The organism is Micromonospora sp. DT233, assembly GCF_049841815.1.
GTDB lineage: Bacteria > Actinomycetota > Actinomycetes > Mycobacteriales > Micromonosporaceae > Micromonospora.
Genome location: NZ_JBNCLB010000022.1, coordinates 17,585 through 36,927 on the forward strand (window position 1 = coordinate 17,585; position 19,343 = coordinate 36,927).

Genomic DNA, 19,343 nt, shown 5'->3' on the forward strand with positions numbered 1-19,343 from the left:
ACGGGTGGATGGCTGGGCTAGCAGACGACTTGTCGAACGGGTGTAGTAGAGGATCAAATATGTCAGGCGCGTCAACCGGCGCGGCGGTCGCTCCTCAGGGTGCGGTCAGGAGCACAATTGGGCCTGCAGTAACACCGCGTGTAGGCGGCGTGACGGGACGGGTCGAAGGGGGCTGCGTGGTCACGCAACTGGCACTGCCATTGCCTAGGTTCGAAGCCGACATGGCGTCATGCGCGCAAGACGACTTCCCGCCTGAGCGGCAGCCACGCGTACTGGACCTATTCGCCGGGGCTGGCGGCCTTTCCCAAGGATTTCAGCAGGCTGGGTTCGAAATTGCCGGCGCCAGCGACATCGACCCGGATGCCTGCGCGACATTCACCCTGAACTTTCCGGACGCCCAAGCCATTTGTGGTGATATCCGCGTGCCTGAGGTGCATGAACGCATCATCGAGGCTGGGCGTGGTGTCGACGTGGTAGTCGGCGGCCCGCCATGTCAAGCGTTTTCACAGGTCCGGAATCACTCAAGAATCATCGACGACCCGCGTAACTCGCTGTACCGTGAATTCGTCAAGACAGTTGGGGAAATCCGGCCGCTCGCGTTCGTCATGGAGAACGTGCCAGGCATGGCCCAGATGGGCGTGCTTGAGCAAGTTAAGGAAGACCTCGAGCTTGGTGGTGCATACAATGTCCAGCCGAATCTGCTCGACGCGGCCGACTTCGGTGTTCCACAGACCCGCAAGCGTCTAGTCTTCGTGGGCTTACGAAGCGACTTGGGCGCGGTTCCGCCACCGTTCAAGGGAATCGAAGCGACTCCCCATCTCGCCCTTGTTCGCCAAGGTAAGGGTAGATATGCCGTCGAGACCCGGCGAGATGAAGCATGCGCCGCGGCACTACTTAATGCTTTGGATGATCCAGATAATCTTACGGTTGTCACGGCCAGTCAGGCCATCTCAGACCTTTGGAATCTCAAGGCAGGACGGCGCGAAGAGGCGTTGCCCATCGGAGAAATGAAGGAGGCTGAATCGGCATACCAGCGTCTGATGCGGAAGCATCTAGAGGACAAGGTGTGGAATGTCAGTGTCCCTAGAATTAATTCAGACACAGTTACACGGCTGAAGGGTATTCCAGCAGGTGGCAACCATCGCGACCTCACTGAGGCCTTGACGGCCCGCTACATCAGTGGGGAGAAGTGGGGTCCGAGCACCGACAGTGGCAAGCTCGGGCGAGCCCACTTCTACGCATATCGTCGCCTACATCCTGGTATCTGGGCATGGACGCTGAACACCAAAGCTGATTCGGCCTATCACTATCGGATGCCACGCGCCCTCAGTGTCAGGGAGTTCGCGCGCCTGCAGTCTTTCCCTGACCACTTCGTGTTCACCACTGATCCCAGGCGTGGGAGCCTCCCCGGGCGCATCGACGGTGGTCAGGCGCACTCTCGCTACCGGCAGGTGGGCAACGCCGTGCCGCCGCTGCTAGCAGAGGAAATTGCACGTAGAGTTCGTGGTCTCATTCACACTCTTCGCGAAGAGGAGGGACGAGCGCTGGCTCCCACACCTTCCGGAAAGACGCCAGCCTCTCCCGCTGTAGCCGGCTCTTAGCCATCATCGTGGCGGGTCAGGCCGTCCCAGCGCCCGAAGTGCATCAGCCACAGTCCGCGTGGCGCCATCAAGGTCATCCTTGAGCTGCATGTCCCAGATCCTCAGCACGGTCCAGTCAAGGGCTACCAGGGATGCATAGTTCCTTCTATCCCTCTCCTGATTCCGCGCGATCTTCTCTCGCCAGTACGGACTGGCCAGGTCTGGGTTGAAGTGATCCGGATGGCCGTGCCAGAAGACGCCGTCGACAAATACCGCCAGGCGCCAGCGCGTATAAGCGATGTCTGGTTTCCCTGGCAGCGATGCGAGGTGGATGCGGTAGCCAGTCAGGCCTATGGTCCTCAACGCCTGCCGGAGCATCAGCTCCGGCTTGGTGTTCTTGGACCGGATCGCTGCCATCACACGCGAGCGCCCCGGCTTCGACAGGTGGTCAGGCATAGTTCCGTACGTCCTGTCGGAAATGTTGCATTCAACTCGAGGGGCGGGCGGCAAGGCCCTGCCCCGCAGTTTGATGATGCAGCAACTATGGCACAACTTGCGTTGCCTGCTCACAGCTGCTGGGACGGCTCGGCCCACCTGCGGTACACCGAGGCATGGCCATGCCTAGTACTCTCGGCTAGTGGTTGGAGACCAGGTGGCCATACCAGGGTTGAGTGATGCACCCGAGGGCTCGACAAGTGAGGCTAGTACGCGCGCCTTCGGCGAGGAGAACCGCGCCCGGCTGTTGAACCGGTATTTCCTCACCGCCGAGGCCGTGAGCCCAGAGAACGCCTGGCGACATGTCTACCGCCTGCTGCTCTGGATCGACCGCACCACTGGGCTCGCCCACTGCTACGAAAGCGACAAGTGCCAGCCCGGCCGTCCCTGGTACGCGCGAAGCCTCGCCTTCCACGTCTGGTCGGCAGAAGCTCTGGGAGTCGCGCCAGGTGAGATGGACAGGCACATCGACTACCTCTTCCGGTATGCCACCGCTGATCTTGCCCTTGTCGCCGCCCGGAATCGCGCACGCTTGCTGGACACCGTGTCCGGCCAGCGTCAGCCCTACGAGGGCATGGGCTTGCCCGAACCGGGCGAGGACCCTGAGCTGGAGTCGATCATCGCCGAGGTGCTTGATCCGTTCCTCACGCAGCGACCGTCGCCGGCCACTCTCAGGGCGCTGGCGGAGAGGATCTACGCTCACATTGGCCTTGAGAACAAGCGAAAGAACTTGGTAGGCGAAGGCTTCGAAGACACCGTGAGCGCCCTCCTGGGCCGCATACCGGCCATCGCCGAGACCCACATCATCCGTGTCCGGCCGCTGCTACACCAGGTTCCCGGGTTCCGGCAGCCTAGGGCCAACAGCAAGCCCCGGCAGGTGGACCTTACGCTCGTCCACAAAGCCACCGGCAAGCGGACACTCGTTTCCTGCAAGTGGAGCGTGAGAAGCGACCGGGAAGAGCAGTTCGTCAGCGACTTCCGGGACTACGCCGAGCTCGAGGAAGCTGGCGAAGACTTCGAGTACGTTCTCATCACCAACGAGTTCGACCCCGCTCGGCTTGCCGCGGCCTGCGAGGTTCGCCGCCAGAACAGCCCGCTGTTCACCGCCGTCGTTCACGTTAACCCGGCTGGACCGCACGCTGCATATGGAGCCCCTGTTCCTCCACGTGGTAAGGGCATCGGCCGGGCGCTAGGGCACATCGAGTCAGGACGTCTCGCCGGGCTGAGAGATTGGCTTACGGAGATAGCCGGTCGATAGATTTGTCAACTGTCGGTGGGTTGCCACACATCTTGAACGGTTAGGTTGTTTCGGGTTCGAGGGTCAGTCTGCCGTAAGCGAGGAAGCCGTCGAATAGGTCGATGCGGTCCTGGACGCTCTTGAGCCGGCTCTTGGTGATCACTGGAAGGTGATCGACGCCAGTCACACCGAGATTGCCGATGCTGCGTTTCAGGTGATACCCACACGGCCTCAATCGTCGGTCGGGGCATTCGGGACTGCTTAGTTTCCGTGTTTGGCCTGGGGGTGGTCCGTTGGACAGGACGTTGCTCCTGTCTGGGAAGGACCACTTCATGGCAGACAAGAAGAAGGCGGTTCAGCTTCCTGAACCGACGGCGGCTGAAATGGAGTTTGGGCAGCAGCTGGTCGAGCGGGCCAAGGCCGGCGGGGTGTCGTTGGTCGGGCCGGGGTGGGCTCCTCGCCGGGATCACCCGCACCATCCTCGAATCGGCCCTCGACGCCGAACTGGACGCCCGCCTCGACGAGGCCGGTGTCGGCGAGACGACCGGTCGGCGGGCCAACATCCGTCCGGGCCAGTCTGCGCTACACCAACCGGAGGGACCGGCAGAAGATCATCCCCGCCCTGAGGGACATCTACTGCGCTGACCAAGAACTTTCACCGGGTTGGTGACACGCCGGGTAGGGTGCACCGCGTGGGATCAGGTGGGTCTCAGGCTCGATGGCGATCGTGATCGCTGTCGAGAGTGAGAATTCGGGATGGCCGAGCCGGTGAGGGCGCGGCGGTTGAGCGATGAGGAAGGCCGCCGGCTGCAGCAGATCGTGCGGCGTGGCAAGCACGAGTCGATCCGGGTCCGCCGAGCTTGATCATCATGGCGTCGGCGTCGGGTACCCCGGTGCCGGCGATCGCCCGCTTGGTCGCCACGCACGAGGACACCGTCCGGGACGTGATCCACCGGTTCAACGAGATCGGACTACGCGCGTTGGACCTTCAGTGGGCGGGAGGCCGTTTCCGCCTGATAACCGACGATGACCAGCTGTTCATCGTCGCGACGGCCACGACCCGACCGAAGAGTCTGGGTCGCCCCTTCACCCATTGGAGTATCCGGGTCGCGGGACTCCTTCCAGGTGTGGGTGCGTTGGGCACCTCGAAGCCTGAATCGACCGCGCCCGCCACGCCGGCTACCCCGAACTGCGCGGCTTCGCCGCCGGCCTGGCCAGCGACTGCGACGCCGTCCTCGCCGGCCTCACCCAGCCCTGGAGCTCAGGCCCGATCGAAGGCCATGTCAACCGCATCAAAGACGATCAAACGACAGATGTACGGCCGCGCGACCCTCGACGACCTCCTCCGCAAACGCGTCCTCGCCCTGCCCTGAGCCACCCCCAAGATCACTAACAGAATGTGTGCCAGAGCCAGGGTCGACGTTGACACTGGTGGTCATCGAACAGGACACCCTCGGGGTTCGGATCCTGGGCTCCACCGCGTGCCCGACCACCGCCTGGGTAGCCGGGGCCGCCCGAAACCTCGTAATGGACCTCGCCGACGCCGGATACCGGGTGATGTGCTTGCTCGGAGCGGCTCCTGACAGCCGTGAGGGTGCATCAAGCTACGACTCGCGCTGAGGATGCGTAGCTGCTGACCGTGGTCGAGGTCATTTTGGCGCGTGACGTGAATGTGATCGTCATGTTTACTCATGTGTATGCAATCGGGGGAGGCGCGGCTATCGATCGATTGCGGCAGCGTCAGCACCGTAGCGGTGCTGGCCTGGCCGGACGGTAGATGGACCCCGTTGAGGTTCGACGGTGAGCCGCAGCTGCCCAGCTCGGTGTTCCTCGCCCCCGACGGCACAGTAGTAACAGGTCAGCGGGCCTGGCAGGGCGCGGTGGAACACCCGGATAGGTTCGTGCCCGCGCCGAGACAGCCGTCCGAGCAGCAGTTGACTGTTGCTGGCGTCGAGGTCAGCGTGGCGGACCTGGTGGCGGCCACGCTGCGTCGGGTGGCAGGTGAGGCGGAGCGGATTGCTGGTGGTCCGGTCCAGGATGTGCGGTTGGTGGTGCCTGCTGGTTGGGGGCCACGGCGGCGTACCTGGATGAGGCAGGTCGCGCACCGGGCTGGTCTACCTCAGCCTCGGCTGGTGGAAGCGCCCATCGCGGTCGCCGAGCACCTGCTCACCACCGGCACGCAACTGCCGGTGGGCGCGCTCATCGCGGTTTGTGACATCGGCGGCGAGTGTGAAACGACTGTCATGCGCCGCGGTCCGGGAGGGTTCGAGGTCCTCGCGACCCTCGCCGATCCGGCCGCTGGCGGCACCACCATCGACAGCGCCCTGACGCGGCTACTCCCAAGTGAGGCCGGTGACGGCGGCCAGCGTTGGGCGGTGGTTGCGAGCGTCCGGGTGGCGAAGGAATCCCTCGCCAGCCACGCCGCTGTCACCGTTCCTCTGCCCGCTGGCGCAGTCGTGCTCAACGCCTCGATGCTGGAGCAGGCGGCTGAGCCGGCGCTGCGACGAGCGGCCCAGCTGATCATGGAAGCCGTTGCCGCGGCGGAGGTCACTCTCAATGATCTCTCCGGTATCTACCTGGTAGGGGGCAGCGCCCAGCTTCCCTTGGCGCACACATACGTCGTGGAGCAGACGTCACGGCAGTCGGCCTTGCTTCCTGATCCTGCACTCGCTGCGGCGCGCGGCGCTGCCGACGTCGGAGGGCACGCGCCGGGCTCTGCCGTCGACGGTGTTGAGGAGGGGCCGCCGGTTCCGCCGGTGCGGCGGGCAGTGGCCATCGCGGTGCCGGGCTTCGCCTCGCTGGCCATGATCGCGCAGTTCCTGCTCTCCGCTATCTGGCACGGTAGCGAACTGACCGCCTGGGCGATGCTGAACTGGGGTGAGCTGACGATGGCTGCGGTGTTCGCGGTCCTCGCCAGCCTCAGTGCCGGCACGATCCTCGGGTCGCTGCTGGCCGCCCACGATCCCACAGCCGGCCCGCGCACTCCCGCCTCGCAGGTCGGCACCGGCATCCTCGCTGCGGTGTCTCTCGGAATGGCGATCGCCGGCATGTACGCGGTCGTCGCCAGTCTGTACTACCGCCTCGAGGTGGGCCCGTTCCTGCGGTGGGCGCTGCTGCCCATCGCGCCTACCGTCATCGTCGCTGCGGTCATGGCGTTGGTCGCCGCGCGCCAGTGGCGCACACCCCGCGGCGGCTGGTCCGACTTTCTCGCCTTCCCTCTCAGTCCCCTGATCACCGCCGCTGCGGGCATGGCCTTGATGGCTTACTTCGTCACCGCCGAACGCCCACCGGACCTGGTGTTGTGGATCGACCTCGCCGGTCGTATCGGTGGTTTCCTCATCGGCGTCGGCATCGTCACCACGGTGGTCTCCCCGATGGTGCTGCGTCTCATCTTGGGCGCACCGGTCGCGATCATCTGCGCGGTGATCGTGAATTGGCGTGCCATCGGCATTCTGGGTGTCGCCTACGCCATCGCCGTGGCCGCCTGGTGGATCGGCAGACTCTGGAACCGCGTTCTTCGCGCCAACGGGCCTGCACCTCATGGGCGCTGACAGCCGCCTCCGCAGGCTCCTACGCACAGGGCAACATGCCGGTTCGCGTACCGCTGCGGGGTGGGTGCGGTGAGGTGGGCGCGTACGACCGGGTATCTGCTGTTCCTCGCGCTGTTGCTGGCGGTTCCGCCGGTCATCCTCGTCAAGGTCATCGGGTGGCCGGTGAACGGCTGGCCAGACGCGGACGAGTTCCGGTCGTGGATCAAAGATCCGTTGACGACACAGAGCATCGTGGGCGCGCTGACGCTGCTCGCGTGGATGGTGTGGCTGCTCGTCGCCTACACCGTCGCCACCAGGGTCCTTGTTCAGCTACGGGCGGGCGGGCGGTGGCTGCGGCGCATGCCCCTGCCCACTCCCTTGCAGGCCACCGCCACTGGCATGGCCGGTGCCGCCGTGTTCGGCGTGACCACCAACTCGATCGCCACCCCAGTGCTGGAGCAGAGCTTGGTCCCGACCACCGGAGCACTCGACCATCAATCCGCAGCCAGCACGAATGGGTCGGGCTTGGCCCGTGTCGTCGGCGACCAGGCCGTCAACGGGGTGACGGTGGAAGGAGGCTGGCTGCCCCGTACGACCGCCGAACAGGTCGTCGCCGTGTCGGCGCTGGTCTGGCTCCGCCGTCGTCGCCACTACCAACCCCAATCCCCGGGTGCCAGCCGCGAGGATGCGGACTTGGCGGCGTTGCCGGCCACGGCGGCGGCGGTGCGAGCCTCCCTGGCCGATGAGTCCGACCGGGCTGACGGGACAGCACCACCCAGCGCCCCCGATGCCGTTACCAGCGGCGCTCCGGTCCTACCGCCCCCGCTGGCGGGTCTGCCGGCGGAGGGAGTCGGCCTCGCAGGGCCAGGCGCACCTGACGCGGCCAGAGGGCTCCTCGTCTCCGCCCTACTGACCGCCACCGTGAATCCGGATAGCGTCCGAGTGGTGGCTACCGGCACCGCCCTTCGGACGCTGCTGCCCTACACCGTCACGGCCACCGGTCTTGAGGCGGCGGGTTTGGCCGTCGCCGAGACCGTCGAGGAAGCGGCCGTGACCGCCGAAGCCCTCGCCCTCAGCCAACTGCCGACGGTGCTGATCACCGAGACGCCAAGCGGCCAGGACATTGCCATACGGGTCGCCGGCGCAGGCGGTGCCACCACCGTTCTTGGTTCCTGGCCGCCCGGCTCGACGTGGCACGTCGATGAGACAGGACACACCCGCGACCAGCGCGGGTCGAAGGCAACCCGCGCACGGTTGTGCGTGCTTGATTCAGTCGCCGCTGCGGATCTGCTAGCGGTGGTCATTCACGCCTGTCCCGCTGCCCCCACAACTCGGCGAAGCACGCCAGTACAACCACGGGCGCCCCGACCAGCCAGGCCCTCTGCACCGATCGAGATCGGCCACGGTTCGGCGGCTTGTCGCCTGCGCGTTCTTGGTAAGCCAGCGCTGAGCGTGGACGGAAGACCGATCACCATCCGCCGCAATGCCGCGCTGCAGGCCTTGGTCTTCCTCGCCGTCCGCCCCGAGGGGGCCAGCAGCCGGGACCTGGTTGAAGCCCTGTGGCCGGGGCTTCCCGCGCACACCGTGACCGGCCGGCTGTACACCACCTTCAGTAGCCTCCGTACGACCGTGCGCTCTGCCGGCGGGCTGGCGCTGATCACCCACGCCGACGACCGCTATCGGCTCCACTCCGGCCATGTCGATGTCGACCTGTGGCACCTGTACGACGCGGTCGCGCATGCGGCGACTGCCATCACGGACCAGACCACCGCTTGGCAGGACGTGATCGACCTGTACACCGGTGAGCTCGCCGCCGGGCACACCTGGCAGTGGCTCGACGTGCCACGGGAAACGATCCGCCGGCAGGTCATCGACGCCTACGCCGCCCTCGCGACCGCTACCCCTGACCCCGCCAGGGTGGTGTCCCTGCTGCAAGCCGCGATCCGCGTCGACCCCTTCAACGAAGACCTCCATGGCCGCGCAGTAGACGCGCTCGCGTCCGTCGGTGAGCACACTGCCGCCGACGAACTACGCGAAGCGCATATCCGACGCCTCGCCCAAGCCGGTCTCGAACCCCGCAGTCACCGCCGCACGTCGGCGTAACCACACACGTTGGCTCGACCACCTACCGCGCTGACCTGCGGCTGTGAGGTCGTGTAAGGCCGTGTGAGGTGCTGTGAGGAGGCATCTCGTCCCACTAATGCATCGACGGTCATAGCGTCGTGGCACTCGTCCATCCCTGCCCTCGGCGGTACCGCCGCCCGCCGCCCACTGGTGCGGGCAGGCGAATGAGTGGAGGCCCTATGACGTCCCGAGCGGCACGCACTTTCGCACTCGCCACGAGTGTCCTGTCCACGGCCACTGTGCCCGTCGTCCTCGCCGCGACCGGCAGGTGGAACCTTGCCCTGCCCACGCCGGACGTCGCCCGCGAGTGGCTCTCCCAGCCGGTAGGCGTCGGCTTCGTCGCCGCCCTCGTCGGCGCTGCGACGGTGGGATTGTGGTTGCTGCTTGCCACTGCCGTCCTCACCCACGTCTACACCGCGCTGGCGCGTCGGGCTCGCTGGACGGCCACCCTTCGCCTTCCCGGCCCGCTTCAAAGCCTCACCGCGGCGCTGCTCGGCGCGACGGCCGTCACTGCGGCTACCGGGGCCGCGCAGGCTGTCCCCGCCGCCAGCAGCAGCGGCGACCTGCTCGCCGCTGAACCGGTCACCGCCACCCCCACCGCCGTGACCACCGACCGCGTAGGCCCCGAGGCGGGACCCATCGCGCAGGCGCCGCCCACGTACACCGTGCGTCGCGGTGACAGCTTGTCCCGTATTGCCGCGCGGACCGTCGGCGACGCCGACCGATGGCCCGAGATCTACGCCCTGAACCGGGGCACCGACTTCCCTCGCGGCGGCACGTTGCGCGACCCGAACCTCATCTTCCCCGGCTGGGTCCTCGACCTGCCCACCGACGCCGCCACCCCGCCTGCCAAGCCGCGCCCGCCAACCGACACCGCACCCTCCGACGACGATGAGCAGGGGAAGCGCGCGGCGCCGAAGAGCCCGACGCCGACGAGCAGCCCGGATCCTGCTACCGCGCATCCCTCCTCCCGCGTCGTTCCTCCCTCCACCACCGCCGTGCCGGACACGTCGGCGGGAGAGACCGCACGCGGGGGCACGACCGGCCCTGACCGTCCAGACGAGCTGGCCTCGCGTGGGATACGGCTGCCCGGCGGTAGCTGGGTCGCACTCGGCCTGGCCTGCGCGATCGCCGCAGCGGTCGCCTTGGTCTGGGCCCACCGGCACCGCCGCTACGTGCCGCGTACACCGTCGGCCCGGCCTCGCGTCGACGACTCGACGCTGGCCCCGATGCCCCGCCTGGTGGGTCATATCCGACGAGGCCTGCGCCGTCCCGCTACCGGTCTCTCCGACCCTGATGAACCCGTGCCGCCTCGTACGCGCAGGAATCATCGCAGTGCCGCCGACCGTGCCACGGCCGCACCAGATGACGCGCCCGACATCGTCTCTGCGGACGTACCGGAGCCGTTCACTCCCGCGCTGGCCAGCCCGGTGATCGAGGTGTGGCCTTCCGCCGGACTGGGGTTGACCGGACCAGGCGCCGAGGCGGCGGCCCGAGGCTTTCTGGTGTCTGCCCTCGCCGCCGGCGGCTTGGACCAGCCGGATAGGCGCAGCTGGGTCGTCATCCCCGCCGGCACTCTCGTCAACCTGCTCGGGGATGCCGCAGCCGCCGTGCCGGACACCCCCCGACTGACCATCACCGACGGGATCGCCGACGCCGTCACCGTGTTGGAGGAGCAGGCCCTGCACCGCAGCCGGGTGTGCGCCGACTACGAGGTCGACACCCTCGTCGGCCTGCGTGACGCCGATCCGATGGCCGAGTTCCTGCCACCGATGATGCTCATCGCCGACACCACCGCCGCCGGTGAGCGCGCCCGCATCGCCGCGCTACTCACTCAAGGCAGGCGCCTCGATATCCACGGCGTTCTGGTCGGCGCCTGGCCCGACGGTGACACCGTCGACGTCGCCGGAGACGGAACGACGACTCCCGCTGACGGCGATGTCGCCCGTCAGGGCCGGCATCCCGCCGATGTCGGTCGTCTGACCGTCATCGACCCGGTCGAGGCTGCCGACCTGCTTCGGGTCTTGGCCGAGTCCCATACCGGCGACCCTCAACCCTCGGCGCCCGTCGAACCCGCACCTATGCCGCGCCCCCACGACCAAGCAGGGCTGGCCGACAGCAGCGGGCTGGTGCTCAACGACGAAAAGGCCACCCTTGTGCGCGAATCGGCCGGGCCCCGCCGCGAACCAACAGCCGTCACGACCTCCTCACCGAAGGATGGACGCGCCGAGGAACAAGCGGCAACCGCGCCACCCGGCCACGAAGACGGCGAGGGATCCGGGGATGAGACGGCCGCACGACCAGACGGCGACGACGCCCCCGGTGCGTCCGGGCGGGTCGGCGTGCAGGTGCTCGGGGACGCTCGCATCATCGACGTCGACACGACGCAGCCCTTGCGCGGCAAGTCCCTGGAACTGTTGGTCTACCTGGCGGCTCGCGGCGGGACCGCGAGCCAGGAGGCGATCCTGGAAGACCTCCTGCCGGAGGCCGCGAGCAGCAAAGCCCCGCACCGCCTGCACACGTACGTCTACAACCTGCGCCGGGTCCTCAAAAGCACCGGTGGGCCCGCTACCTACCTGTCCCACCCAGGTCGCCGGTACATCCTGCACCGCGAAGCCGTGGCCGTGGACCTGTGGCGGATGAGCAACGCCATCGACGAGGCCAACCGCGCCACCACCCCGGCAGCCCGCGTCGCCGCTCTCCGCCGCGCCGTCGACGCCTACCAGGGCCCTCTCGCCAGCGGCAAGGGCTACGAGTGGGTGGAGCCGTACCGGGAGGCCGTGCAGCGGCAAGCCTCCGATGCCGCCCTCGCGTTGGCTGACGCCCTAGATGAGCAACCCGGCGCGGCGCTCGCCGTCCTCACCACGGCCATCCGCCATCACCCGCACGCCGAGGCGCTGTACCAGGCGGCCATGCGGGCGCACGCTGCGCTCGGCGACGCCCCCGCGATCCGCGACCTGCACCGCCAGCTCGCCCGATCCCTCGACGAGATCGACACCGAGGTCAGCGACGAGACGACCGCCCTGGCCGGCGCGTTGATCGGCCGGGCGCAGCGCGGCCAGCCGACCGGTGGGAAAGGCAAGGCAGCGGCATGATCAACGCCTACGCAGGCCCAGGTCGCGCCAACGGACCCCTCTGGCCCCCGCCGACCTCGGACGAAGCTGCTCCGTGCAGCGCGTCACCCCGTCAGAGCCCACCACGAGCAGAAGGACACCTCGACACAGGGTTGGAGCAGGCAGTCCGCCGCGCCACGCAGATGCGAATGGCCTTCTACGTCGTCGTACTCCTCGTGGCACTCACCGGGCAGGTGACCGGTGCGACGCAGAAGCTCGGCACCCCCGCCCTCGTCGCGATTCCCGCCGTCGGAGCCCTCGAGTTGGGCGGCGTGGTGGTGATGGCGAACGCCGACGTACGACGCCGACTGGGCGAGCGCGCGATCGCCTCCCGGATCCTGTCGGCCGCCATCGCGGCCGGCGCGGTCACGTTCAACTGGCTGGCCCACGACAACCACCTGCTCGGCGGCTTCTTCGCCGGTATGTCCGCGCTGGGATACCTCGTCTGGCTGATGCACACCGAGAACGTGCGACGAGACCGACTGAGGGCCATCAGCGCACTCGCGGCGACCACACCGGCGTACGAACTCATCGGCCACTGGCTGCGCCACCCGCTGGTCACCCGCCGCGCCCGTTCGATGGCCAAGGCCGATCCCAGGCTCGGCCTCTACGGGTCACTCGACCTCGCGCACGCGCAGCTGCGCCGGCAACAGCGCGACGCGGCGATCTCGAAGGTCCTACGGCGCAAGATCCGAGCAGCGGTCGATCCGGCCACCGCCACGATCGCCGTACACGTCTACGACCTCGACGAGATCGCCGCTCGCCTGGCCGACACCGCCGACTACGACGGCCTCACCGCCCTCATCGCTGCGGACCTCACCCCCACCCGCATCGCCGCCGGGGCCGGACGACAGCAGCGACGCCTCGGCCGCAGGCGTGCCTCGGCCGGACGCCCCAGCACCCCGACGGAGCACCTCACAGCTCACGAAGACACCCTCCATGACAGGACCGCCGATACCACCGTCGCCGAACCCTCACAGCCCGCTGACGTTCGTGACGACGAACCTGGGACCGCTGACCAGCCAGCCGTCGAGCGGCCAGAGGGACCCGCCGCCGAGCTGCTGCGCCCCGCTGCGCCTCGGCGCGTGCAGCGGCCTGAGGGCCGGGCACCCACCGCTACCGCCCTGCCAGAGGTTCCCCGGCTCGACAGCACGGGCGACGACACCATTGGTGAAGCGCCAGGGCCAGGTGATCCCGAGGAGCAGCAGGAGATTCCGGACGGGACAGCCGCCGCCGTCGCATACCTGCTCGGCGTCGATCCGCAGATGGGATACGACGAGATCGCGAAGAGGATCGGACGGACGGAGCGCACCGTTCGCCGCAACCTCCCCTCAGGCTTCCGTCGGCCTAGACGAGCAAGGCCGAAGTCGGCTCAGTGGTCGTAGGCGATCAGGCTGGGCGGTGGCTCGGTTCTGTCAGATCGAGGCGATCATCACGAGGAATCGCTGCGCGACTCGGGCAGCTACTCCTTCGATACTGTGGCCGCTGTGCAACCCGACACCGTGATTAGTTTGACTGCGGCAACGGCGAGACCAACATCGCCAGAGCCACCCACCGCCCCCATGACCTCATCACCACCATGACCTGCAGTTGCCTCACTACGCAACGCCCCTGGAGGACAAGCGAGGCTAGGAGAAGCATGGACGAAGTGAACATGTTCGCTGATTTGGCGCAGGCAGACGAGCGTGCGTTGCACTTCGGTCCGTTCGGGCTCGGCGGCGTGATGGATCGTGACGACGCCCTCGCGTTTCAGCGTTCTTTGATCGCCGAGGTGGCACTGACCGATGCGGTACCGCCGAGTCTGCGGAGCAGCTTCGAGCGACTCCGCCAGAAGCACGCCCTCGGCGTGATCGACTACGAACAGTTCACCGAGGTCGCCGACGACGCCATCGGCCTCTACGAACCGGCCCTGCGCGCACGGTTCGCCGAATTCTATAACGGCCGACCGATTCCCTTCACGGACGAGGAAGGCAACCCGCAGTCACTAATCAGCGAGACCTACGAAGACATCTTCGAGTGTCTCCGCAACCGAACCCTGTTCCTGCCCGTACGTGCCGGCCGACGATTGCGCTTCAACGGGATGCTCACCGACTTGCTGCGATGGGCGCGCGACCAGCACCTTCTGCGCGGTCAGCGGGCCCGCCGGCACGAAGACCTGATCATCAAGATGCGTAATGTGCTTAGCCACTCCCGACCGCACCACATCCACACGCCGGTCGACGCGACCATGGGGTTTCGGGACCTCGCGGAGTTCATCAACCAGTTGTGGGGCTTCGCCACTCCTGGCGGCAAGCGCTACCCCGCGCCTGTACGTCGTGAGGTCATGACGGTCGGCTGGAATCCGACAACTGGCACCCGGGCGATCGGAAGGGCCGAGGGCCTCACTCCAGATGAAGACCCATCATGGCTCTGGGTTCTGCTTCGGGCGGTGCCGGACGACCGAGACGTCGGGCGATTCGACTCCCGGTTCGCCACGACCCGCTGGCCAGCCGAATACCTGTGGGGACCCGGCCGGGCCACCGACGCGGTCGCTTGGCTCTCTAGCAAGGGACCAGTGGCGGACGAGGTGGACACACTCGACCGTCTTTACCTGCTGCGTCAGGACGGAAATGTGCTGTATTTGCCGCAGACCCCGGAGGTGTTCGCCGCGACGCCATGGCAGGAGCGACGAGGCTCGTGGCGCCTGCTGCGCGCCGACCACCCCGATGATGCCTTCGTTTGCGTCCGTGGCCTGCTCGCCCCAGGCGACGATCACAGCAACTGTGGGTGTCCGGTGCAGCGGTTGGCGCGCGGCTCTTGGAGCCACGTGCGCGAACAGTTGCGTCTTCTGCATCCGAACCTCATGCCCGACCTGCCCGCCGACGTCAGGGTGCCGGTGCCCTGGTCCCGCGCGATCGAGATCCCGATTGCCTGACCGACGCCGACGGGATGCAATTTCCGGCAATATCAAATCACTCGGATCGTCCGATGGGCCGACCGACCCACGCTAGGTGACTCTTGGCCACCAGGGATCCTTCGCGACAGCGGCCTTTGAGAATGCCGACCCGGGTTCGGCCTTCTACGACCTGCAGTCCCGTGGCTGAGGAACTCAAGAGTGATCGGTCTATCAAGATCGGCCAACGCTTCCACGTGCCATGTGCCTCCCAGCACAGGGAGACGCCGATGTGGACTCCATGCTGACGCACACTGATCCAGTGGCTGGGGTTTTTCGCGAACTCATCGATGCAGTCGCCGTCGGAAAGGCCAGTCGGCATCCCGATGAGTTCAGTCGTGGAGATGACCTCAACGTTCCATTTTATCCGCGAAAGGTCAACATTGACGTAGTCATGGAGGAACGGGCCGTAATCTGAATGCTCGTACAGCCATTGCTCCAGCACATCGTCCGGCCACCGAAGTCTGAGTACTGTGGGATGCTGCCGGAAGGCTCCGAACCCGGAATCACTTTCGCGGTAATATTCCGCTATTGGGGCGAAGTCGTCCAGGCGCATGGCTAATTATGGAGGGCTGGGGCTCGTCCTTCAAGCCGCCGACCCACCGAACCGACGACAGCGCCCAAGTTGGAATGAGGGCGCGCCAACAGGCCCAGAACGAAGTCGCGCACCCCTCCTTCTCAGCCCCGGCCCGCGAAAACGTTGTCCGACCGTCAGCACCCGGCCTTCGAACGACGCCCGTCGCCGTTGGACGTCTCCCCTGCATCCCGCAGCCACCGCCCCGCCAGGGCCAGTTCACATAGCCAAACCATGATCAACCACCGCTGCCCTCGCCACCAATCACCAGCCGGCCCTCTGCGGGGTTCAAGCAGGAGCAGAGGGCCGGCCAGTGCGTCGATACCGATGTCGGTCAGGTGTTGCGCAGGGCTGCGGTGGCGGCACGGGCGATTAGGCGTCCGGCGTCGGCGGGGTTGCCGAGGACTGTGGTCGCCGCGCCGCCCAGCGGGCGGGAGTCCGGCGGGCCGAGCCAGAGCATTCCGCAGCCGGCGCGGACGAGCCGGTCCAGGCGGGCCCGCCCTTCGGCGATCTCGGTGGCGGTGAACTCGCCGTCGCTGACGATGACGAGCAGCCGTGCGCCGCCGCGCGGGTCGGCTAGGTCGAGGGCAGCGTCGAGCGAGTCCACCGCCAAGGGGAAGCCCTGTGTGTCTTCTTCCTTGGCGAACAGGCGGACCTTCTCCGGCGGCTGACCCGGACGGGTCACCGCGGTGACGTATCGGCCGAAGGTGACCGTTGCGCTGGTGCCGCCAGCCCAGGCGGTAGCTTGCGCGGTGATCCAGGCGGCCGAGGCGATGGGTCTGGCGAAGGCACTCACCGAGGGGGAGACGTCGGCGACGATACCGACGTGGATGGGCGGCTGGGGTGCGCGGCGGCGCTCGGTACGCCGCCACGGTTCGGAGGTGGGGATCTGCCCGGCGGCGCGTTGGGCGTCGGCGGCCAGCGCGGCGCGGGTGACCAGTCGCCCGGGTGGGGTCACCGAGGTGGTGACCGTGGGGGTCGGTTCTCGGTAGGCGGCTTGTCGCAGTGCTCGGGCGAGTTGCCGGGCGGCGGCGCGTTCGTCGTCGGTCGGCGGTCGGGTCTGGTGCGTGGGCGGTCGCTTGCGCACCAGCGGTGAGCCGCTGGTGCTCGCCCCACCACCACCACCACCACCGCTGCTGCCTCCGCCGAAGACCGTGGCGGCCGCGTCCTGGGAGCGTTTCTGCTGGTCGACTTCGGCCTTGCGCTGCTGGGCGCGCTGTGCGCTACGGGCGGCGGCAGCCGCGGCGGCCCGAGCGGCTTCGGCGTCGTGGCTGGCCACGGCGCCGACGACGCCGGTCGCCGCGCGGCGCAGCGCACCCCCACCCGCAGCGCTGCCTGCGCCGCTCTGCCCCGTGCTGCCATCCCCGGCCTGGCCGGGGGCGGGTGGTGTGGCGTCCGGGTCGACGCCCAGGGCGCGGCACCAGCGTCGGCCCAGGTCGAGCATGGCGTCGGTGTCGTCGTCGGGCACCTGGTGAGCGTCGCACCAGATCTGGGTGAGGTGGTCGAGCAGGGGTGGGCGCAGGATCCGGGTGACCGCCTTGCGGAGTTGTTCGGCCTCGTCGGGGTCGATGACTCCTGCGTCGACGCGGCCGAGTACGAGCGCGGCGCTGGCGGCGGCGGCCCATGGGTCATCGGTCGTGGGGATGTCGTCGAGCAGGATCGTGGTGACGGTGGCGCGGAGCCACCGGCGGTCGCCGGGCCTGCGGCGTAGTTGGGCGGCCTCGATGCGGGACTCCTCCAGCAGCATGGCCGCCTCGGCCGCCCGGGCGGGGCCGGTGCCGAACTGCCACCGGCTGTGCCGGGAGTGCGCGGCCTCGTGGACCAGCAGCCCCCAGGCCACGGGGTATTCCTCCCGCGCGTCGGGGTCGTACGGGTCGACGGTGCGGGGGTCGACGCTGAGGTATGCGCCGTTGATCTCGATGGTGGCGCGTTCGCGGATGAAGCAGGCTGGCGCGCCGCCGCCTGCGCCGGGTTCGATGACGACGAGCAGGTCCTCGCGGCCGGCGATCGGGGGGATGTGGGCGCTGAGGGCTGCGGACATGCGCAGCCACGCGTGGTCGGCCGGTAGGGCGGAGGGTGCGGCGTCCGGGTCCGGGTTGAGGTGTTGCGACAGCGACATGGTGGTGCCTCCTTTCTCGGGTCAGATCTGGTTGCCGAGGGCGAGGGGCAGGATCTTGGGCCTGCCGAAGGCCTGGCAGACGGCCTTGTGTACGACCTCGCGGTCCTCGACCGGGGCGAGGCCGATGAGGTTGGACATGGCGGTGTCGATGCCGAGGACGGTGGTAATCCGCCGGAAGGCGAGCAGCTCCCGCAGCTGGGGCGCCCAGCCGATCTCCCCGCTGTCGTACTGGGTGGCGAGGTTGCGGGCGGCGCGGACCATGCGGGAGTCGACGCCGAGGGCGGCGGCCAGGTCGTAGTCGGAGGACACCTTGACCTGGGTGGAGAAGCGGGATGCCAGGGCCTCGGTCAGCACGGCTCCGTGGACGCCCGGGTTGTGGCCGGCGACGACGTAGAAGCCGGGCGCGGCGGTGACAACCCTGCCGGCGGCGGCTTTGAGGATGATCTGCCGGCGACCGTCCATGGCCGGGTAGACCACGGCGAGGACCTTCGGCTGGATCAGGGTGGCGTCGTCGATGAACAGCACACCGCCGGCTTCCATTGCCCGTGGCAGCGAGCCGGGGACGAACTCGTAGCCACCGCTGTCGGTGGGCACGTAGTCCCCGACGATGTCGCCGACGGTGGTGTCGCCGTCGCCGGGCACGGTGTGCAGGTCTGCGCCGAAGGCGGCCTCGATCAGCGAGGTCTTGCCGGTGCCGGGCGGCCCGTAGAGCAGCACGGGCACGTCGGCGGTGCGCAGGTCCCGCAACACGTCGACGTCCGGGCGCTTGGCCAGCAACCGCGGGTAGTACAGCTGGCCGTTCGGGCGCCGTACCGGTCCGGTCGTGGGCTTCTTCGGATCGGGCTGTGTGGGAGTGCCCGGTCGCGGCGTCGAGGCAGCGGGGCGGGTGGAACCGCTGGCGGATGCCGCTGAATGCGGAGCGGGGGCCGCCGCTCGGGTGGCAGTCGCGGGCCGGATGGCGGGTTGGGGTGTGGGCGGCACCGGCGTGGGGTTCGCGTGGTGCTCGGACGTGCCGGCGGCGGTGATGCGGTAGCGCCTGGGCGAGCCGGGCAGGAGCTCGGCGTGGCCTCGGTCGGCGAGCCGCTCGCAGGCCTGGCCGATGGCACCGGAGGACCGACCGACCAGGATCGCGGAGATGTCGCCGACGTCCATGGCGGCGCCTGCGCGGGCCAGGACGGCGAGGACCTGGTTTTGCAGTTCACCGGCGCGCAACCTCGGCAGTCCGCTGACCGCGTTGATTGCGCTGCTGGTCGTGGCGGGCGTGCCCGCTGTGGGTGTCGTCATCGCCGGTCCCCTGACACCGTCGGTTGATGCGGGGACAGGACTACCGTCGCCCGCTGCGGCGATCAAGTCGCGGTCAGGGCTGGTGGTTTCCGGTGTGAGGTGAGGGTGCATGCGGTGTTCCTCCTGTCGATGGGCAGGAGGTGGCCACGCCCTTGGCGCGGCCACCTCCTGGTTGCAGTGGGGTGGTGCCGCGCCGAGCTGCCACGAGAGGGCGGGCGCTGGCGGCGATCGCCGCGATCGTGGGGACTCGCTGCGCTAGGGATGGCGGCTCTTGGCAGGCGGAGCTGATGCCCTATCGCGCTGCCTGGCGTGTTCTGGAGCGCTGTCGCAGGTGGCCGCCGGCAAGCTGATGGGT

The 19,343-nt window shown here is 68.1% G+C and carries 11 protein-coding genes and 2 pseudogenes; 9 read left to right on the forward strand and 4 right to left on the reverse strand.

From position 1 onward, the window contains the following. The first annotated feature begins 176 nt into the window (after nt 1-176). Nucleotides 177-1,601, forward strand: a complete 1,425-nt coding sequence (locus ACLQ2V_RS27290; RefSeq protein ID WP_425721453.1) for a DNA cytosine methyltransferase — start codon at nt 177-179, stop codon at nt 1,599-1,601. 3 nt (nt 1,602-1,604) lie between these two features. Here ACLQ2V_RS27290 and ACLQ2V_RS27295 read toward each other — a convergent pair whose 3' ends face one another. Next, nucleotides 1,605-2,036, reverse strand: a complete 432-nt coding sequence (locus tag ACLQ2V_RS27295; protein ID WP_425721454.1) for a very short patch repair endonuclease — start codon at nt 2,034-2,036, stop codon at nt 1,605-1,607. A 196-nt stretch (nt 2,037-2,232) separates the two neighbouring features. Between ACLQ2V_RS27295 and ACLQ2V_RS27300 the strand changes: the two genes are divergently transcribed. The 8 genes and pseudogenes from ACLQ2V_RS27300 to ACLQ2V_RS27335 all read left to right on the forward strand — a co-directional run bounded on the left by ACLQ2V_RS27300 (nt 2,233) and on the right by ACLQ2V_RS27335 (nt 14,993). Continuing rightward, on the forward strand, nt 2,233-3,333 hold the full coding sequence (locus ACLQ2V_RS27300) for a hypothetical protein (protein ID WP_425721455.1): 1,101 nt from the start codon (nt 2,233-2,235) through the stop codon (nt 3,331-3,333). Nucleotides 3,334-4,068: 735 nt separating this feature from the next. Continuing rightward, nucleotides 4,069-4,418 (forward strand): annotated as a pseudogene (locus tag ACLQ2V_RS27305) (helix-turn-helix domain-containing protein); the annotation flags it as partial. Nucleotides 4,419-4,510: 92 nt separating this feature from the next. After that, nucleotides 4,511-4,685, forward strand: a pseudogene (locus ACLQ2V_RS27310) (ISL3 family transposase); the annotation flags it as partial. Between the two features lie 324 nt (nt 4,686-5,009). Continuing rightward, a complete protein-coding gene (locus tag ACLQ2V_RS27315; protein ID WP_425721456.1) occupies nt 5,010-6,863 on the forward strand; it encodes an Hsp70 family protein in 1,854 nt (617 codons plus the stop codon). 69 nt (nt 6,864-6,932) lie between these two features. Then, nucleotides 6,933-8,945 (forward strand): AfsR/SARP family transcriptional regulator, encoded by a 2,013-nt coding sequence (locus ACLQ2V_RS27320; RefSeq protein ID WP_425721457.1) that lies wholly within the window; start codon nt 6,933-6,935, stop codon nt 8,943-8,945. Nucleotides 8,946-9,205: 260 nt separating this feature from the next. Beyond that, nucleotides 9,206-12,061 carry a BTAD domain-containing putative transcriptional regulator gene (locus tag ACLQ2V_RS27325; RefSeq protein WP_425721458.1) on the forward strand — a complete coding sequence of 952 codons (2,856 nt, stop codon included), beginning with the start codon at nt 9,206-9,208 and terminating at the stop codon, nt 12,059-12,061. A 167-nt stretch (nt 12,062-12,228) separates the two neighbouring features. Beyond that, on the forward strand, nt 12,229-13,464 hold the full coding sequence (locus tag ACLQ2V_RS27330; protein WP_425721459.1) for a hypothetical protein: 1,236 nt from the start codon (nt 12,229-12,231) through the stop codon (nt 13,462-13,464). 254 nt (nt 13,465-13,718) lie between these two features. Continuing rightward, on the forward strand, nt 13,719-14,993 hold the full coding sequence (locus ACLQ2V_RS27335) for a hypothetical protein (RefSeq protein ID WP_425721460.1): 1,275 nt from the start codon (nt 13,719-13,721) through the stop codon (nt 14,991-14,993). A 37-nt stretch (nt 14,994-15,030) separates the two neighbouring features. Here ACLQ2V_RS27335 and ACLQ2V_RS27340 read toward each other — a convergent pair whose 3' ends face one another. From ACLQ2V_RS27340 to ACLQ2V_RS27350, 3 genes are all read right to left on the reverse strand, one after another. Then, nucleotides 15,031-15,567, reverse strand: a complete 537-nt coding sequence (locus ACLQ2V_RS27340; RefSeq protein ID WP_425721461.1) for a hypothetical protein — start codon at nt 15,565-15,567, stop codon at nt 15,031-15,033. Between the two features lie 352 nt (nt 15,568-15,919). Next, nucleotides 15,920-17,704, reverse strand: coding sequence for a VWA domain-containing protein (locus tag ACLQ2V_RS27345; RefSeq protein ID WP_425721462.1), 1,785 nt, complete (start codon nt 17,702-17,704; stop codon nt 15,920-15,922). 21 nt (nt 17,705-17,725) lie between these two features. Next, a complete protein-coding gene (locus ACLQ2V_RS27350; protein WP_425721463.1) occupies nt 17,726-18,988 on the reverse strand; it encodes an AAA family ATPase in 1,263 nt (420 codons plus the stop codon). Nucleotides 18,989-19,343: the final 355 nt, after the last annotated feature.

Excerpts from the sequence above, each read along its gene's own strand:
- ACLQ2V_RS27295 (WP_425721454.1), bottom strand. The coding sequence starts at position 2,036 with ATGCCTGACCACCTGTCGAAGCCGGGGCGCTCGCGTGTGATGGCAGCG.
- ACLQ2V_RS27315 (WP_425721456.1), top strand. The coding sequence starts at position 5,010 with ATGCAATCGGGGGAGGCGCGGCTATCGATCGATTGCGGCAGCGTCAGC.
- ACLQ2V_RS27330 (WP_425721459.1), top strand. The coding sequence starts at position 12,229 with ATGGCCTTCTACGTCGTCGTACTCCTCGTGGCACTCACCGGGCAGGTG.
- ACLQ2V_RS27335 (WP_425721460.1), top strand. The coding sequence starts at position 13,719 with ATGGACGAAGTGAACATGTTCGCTGATTTGGCGCAGGCAGACGAGCGT.
- ACLQ2V_RS27340 (WP_425721461.1), bottom strand. The coding sequence starts at position 15,567 with ATGCGCCTGGACGACTTCGCCCCAATAGCGGAATATTACCGCGAAAGT.
- ACLQ2V_RS27345 (WP_425721462.1), bottom strand. The coding sequence starts at position 17,704 with ATGTCGCTGTCGCAACACCTCAACCCGGACCCGGACGCCGCACCCTCC.
- ACLQ2V_RS27350 (WP_425721463.1), bottom strand. The coding sequence starts at position 18,988 with ATGACGACACCCACAGCGGGCACGCCCGCCACGACCAGCAGCGCAATC.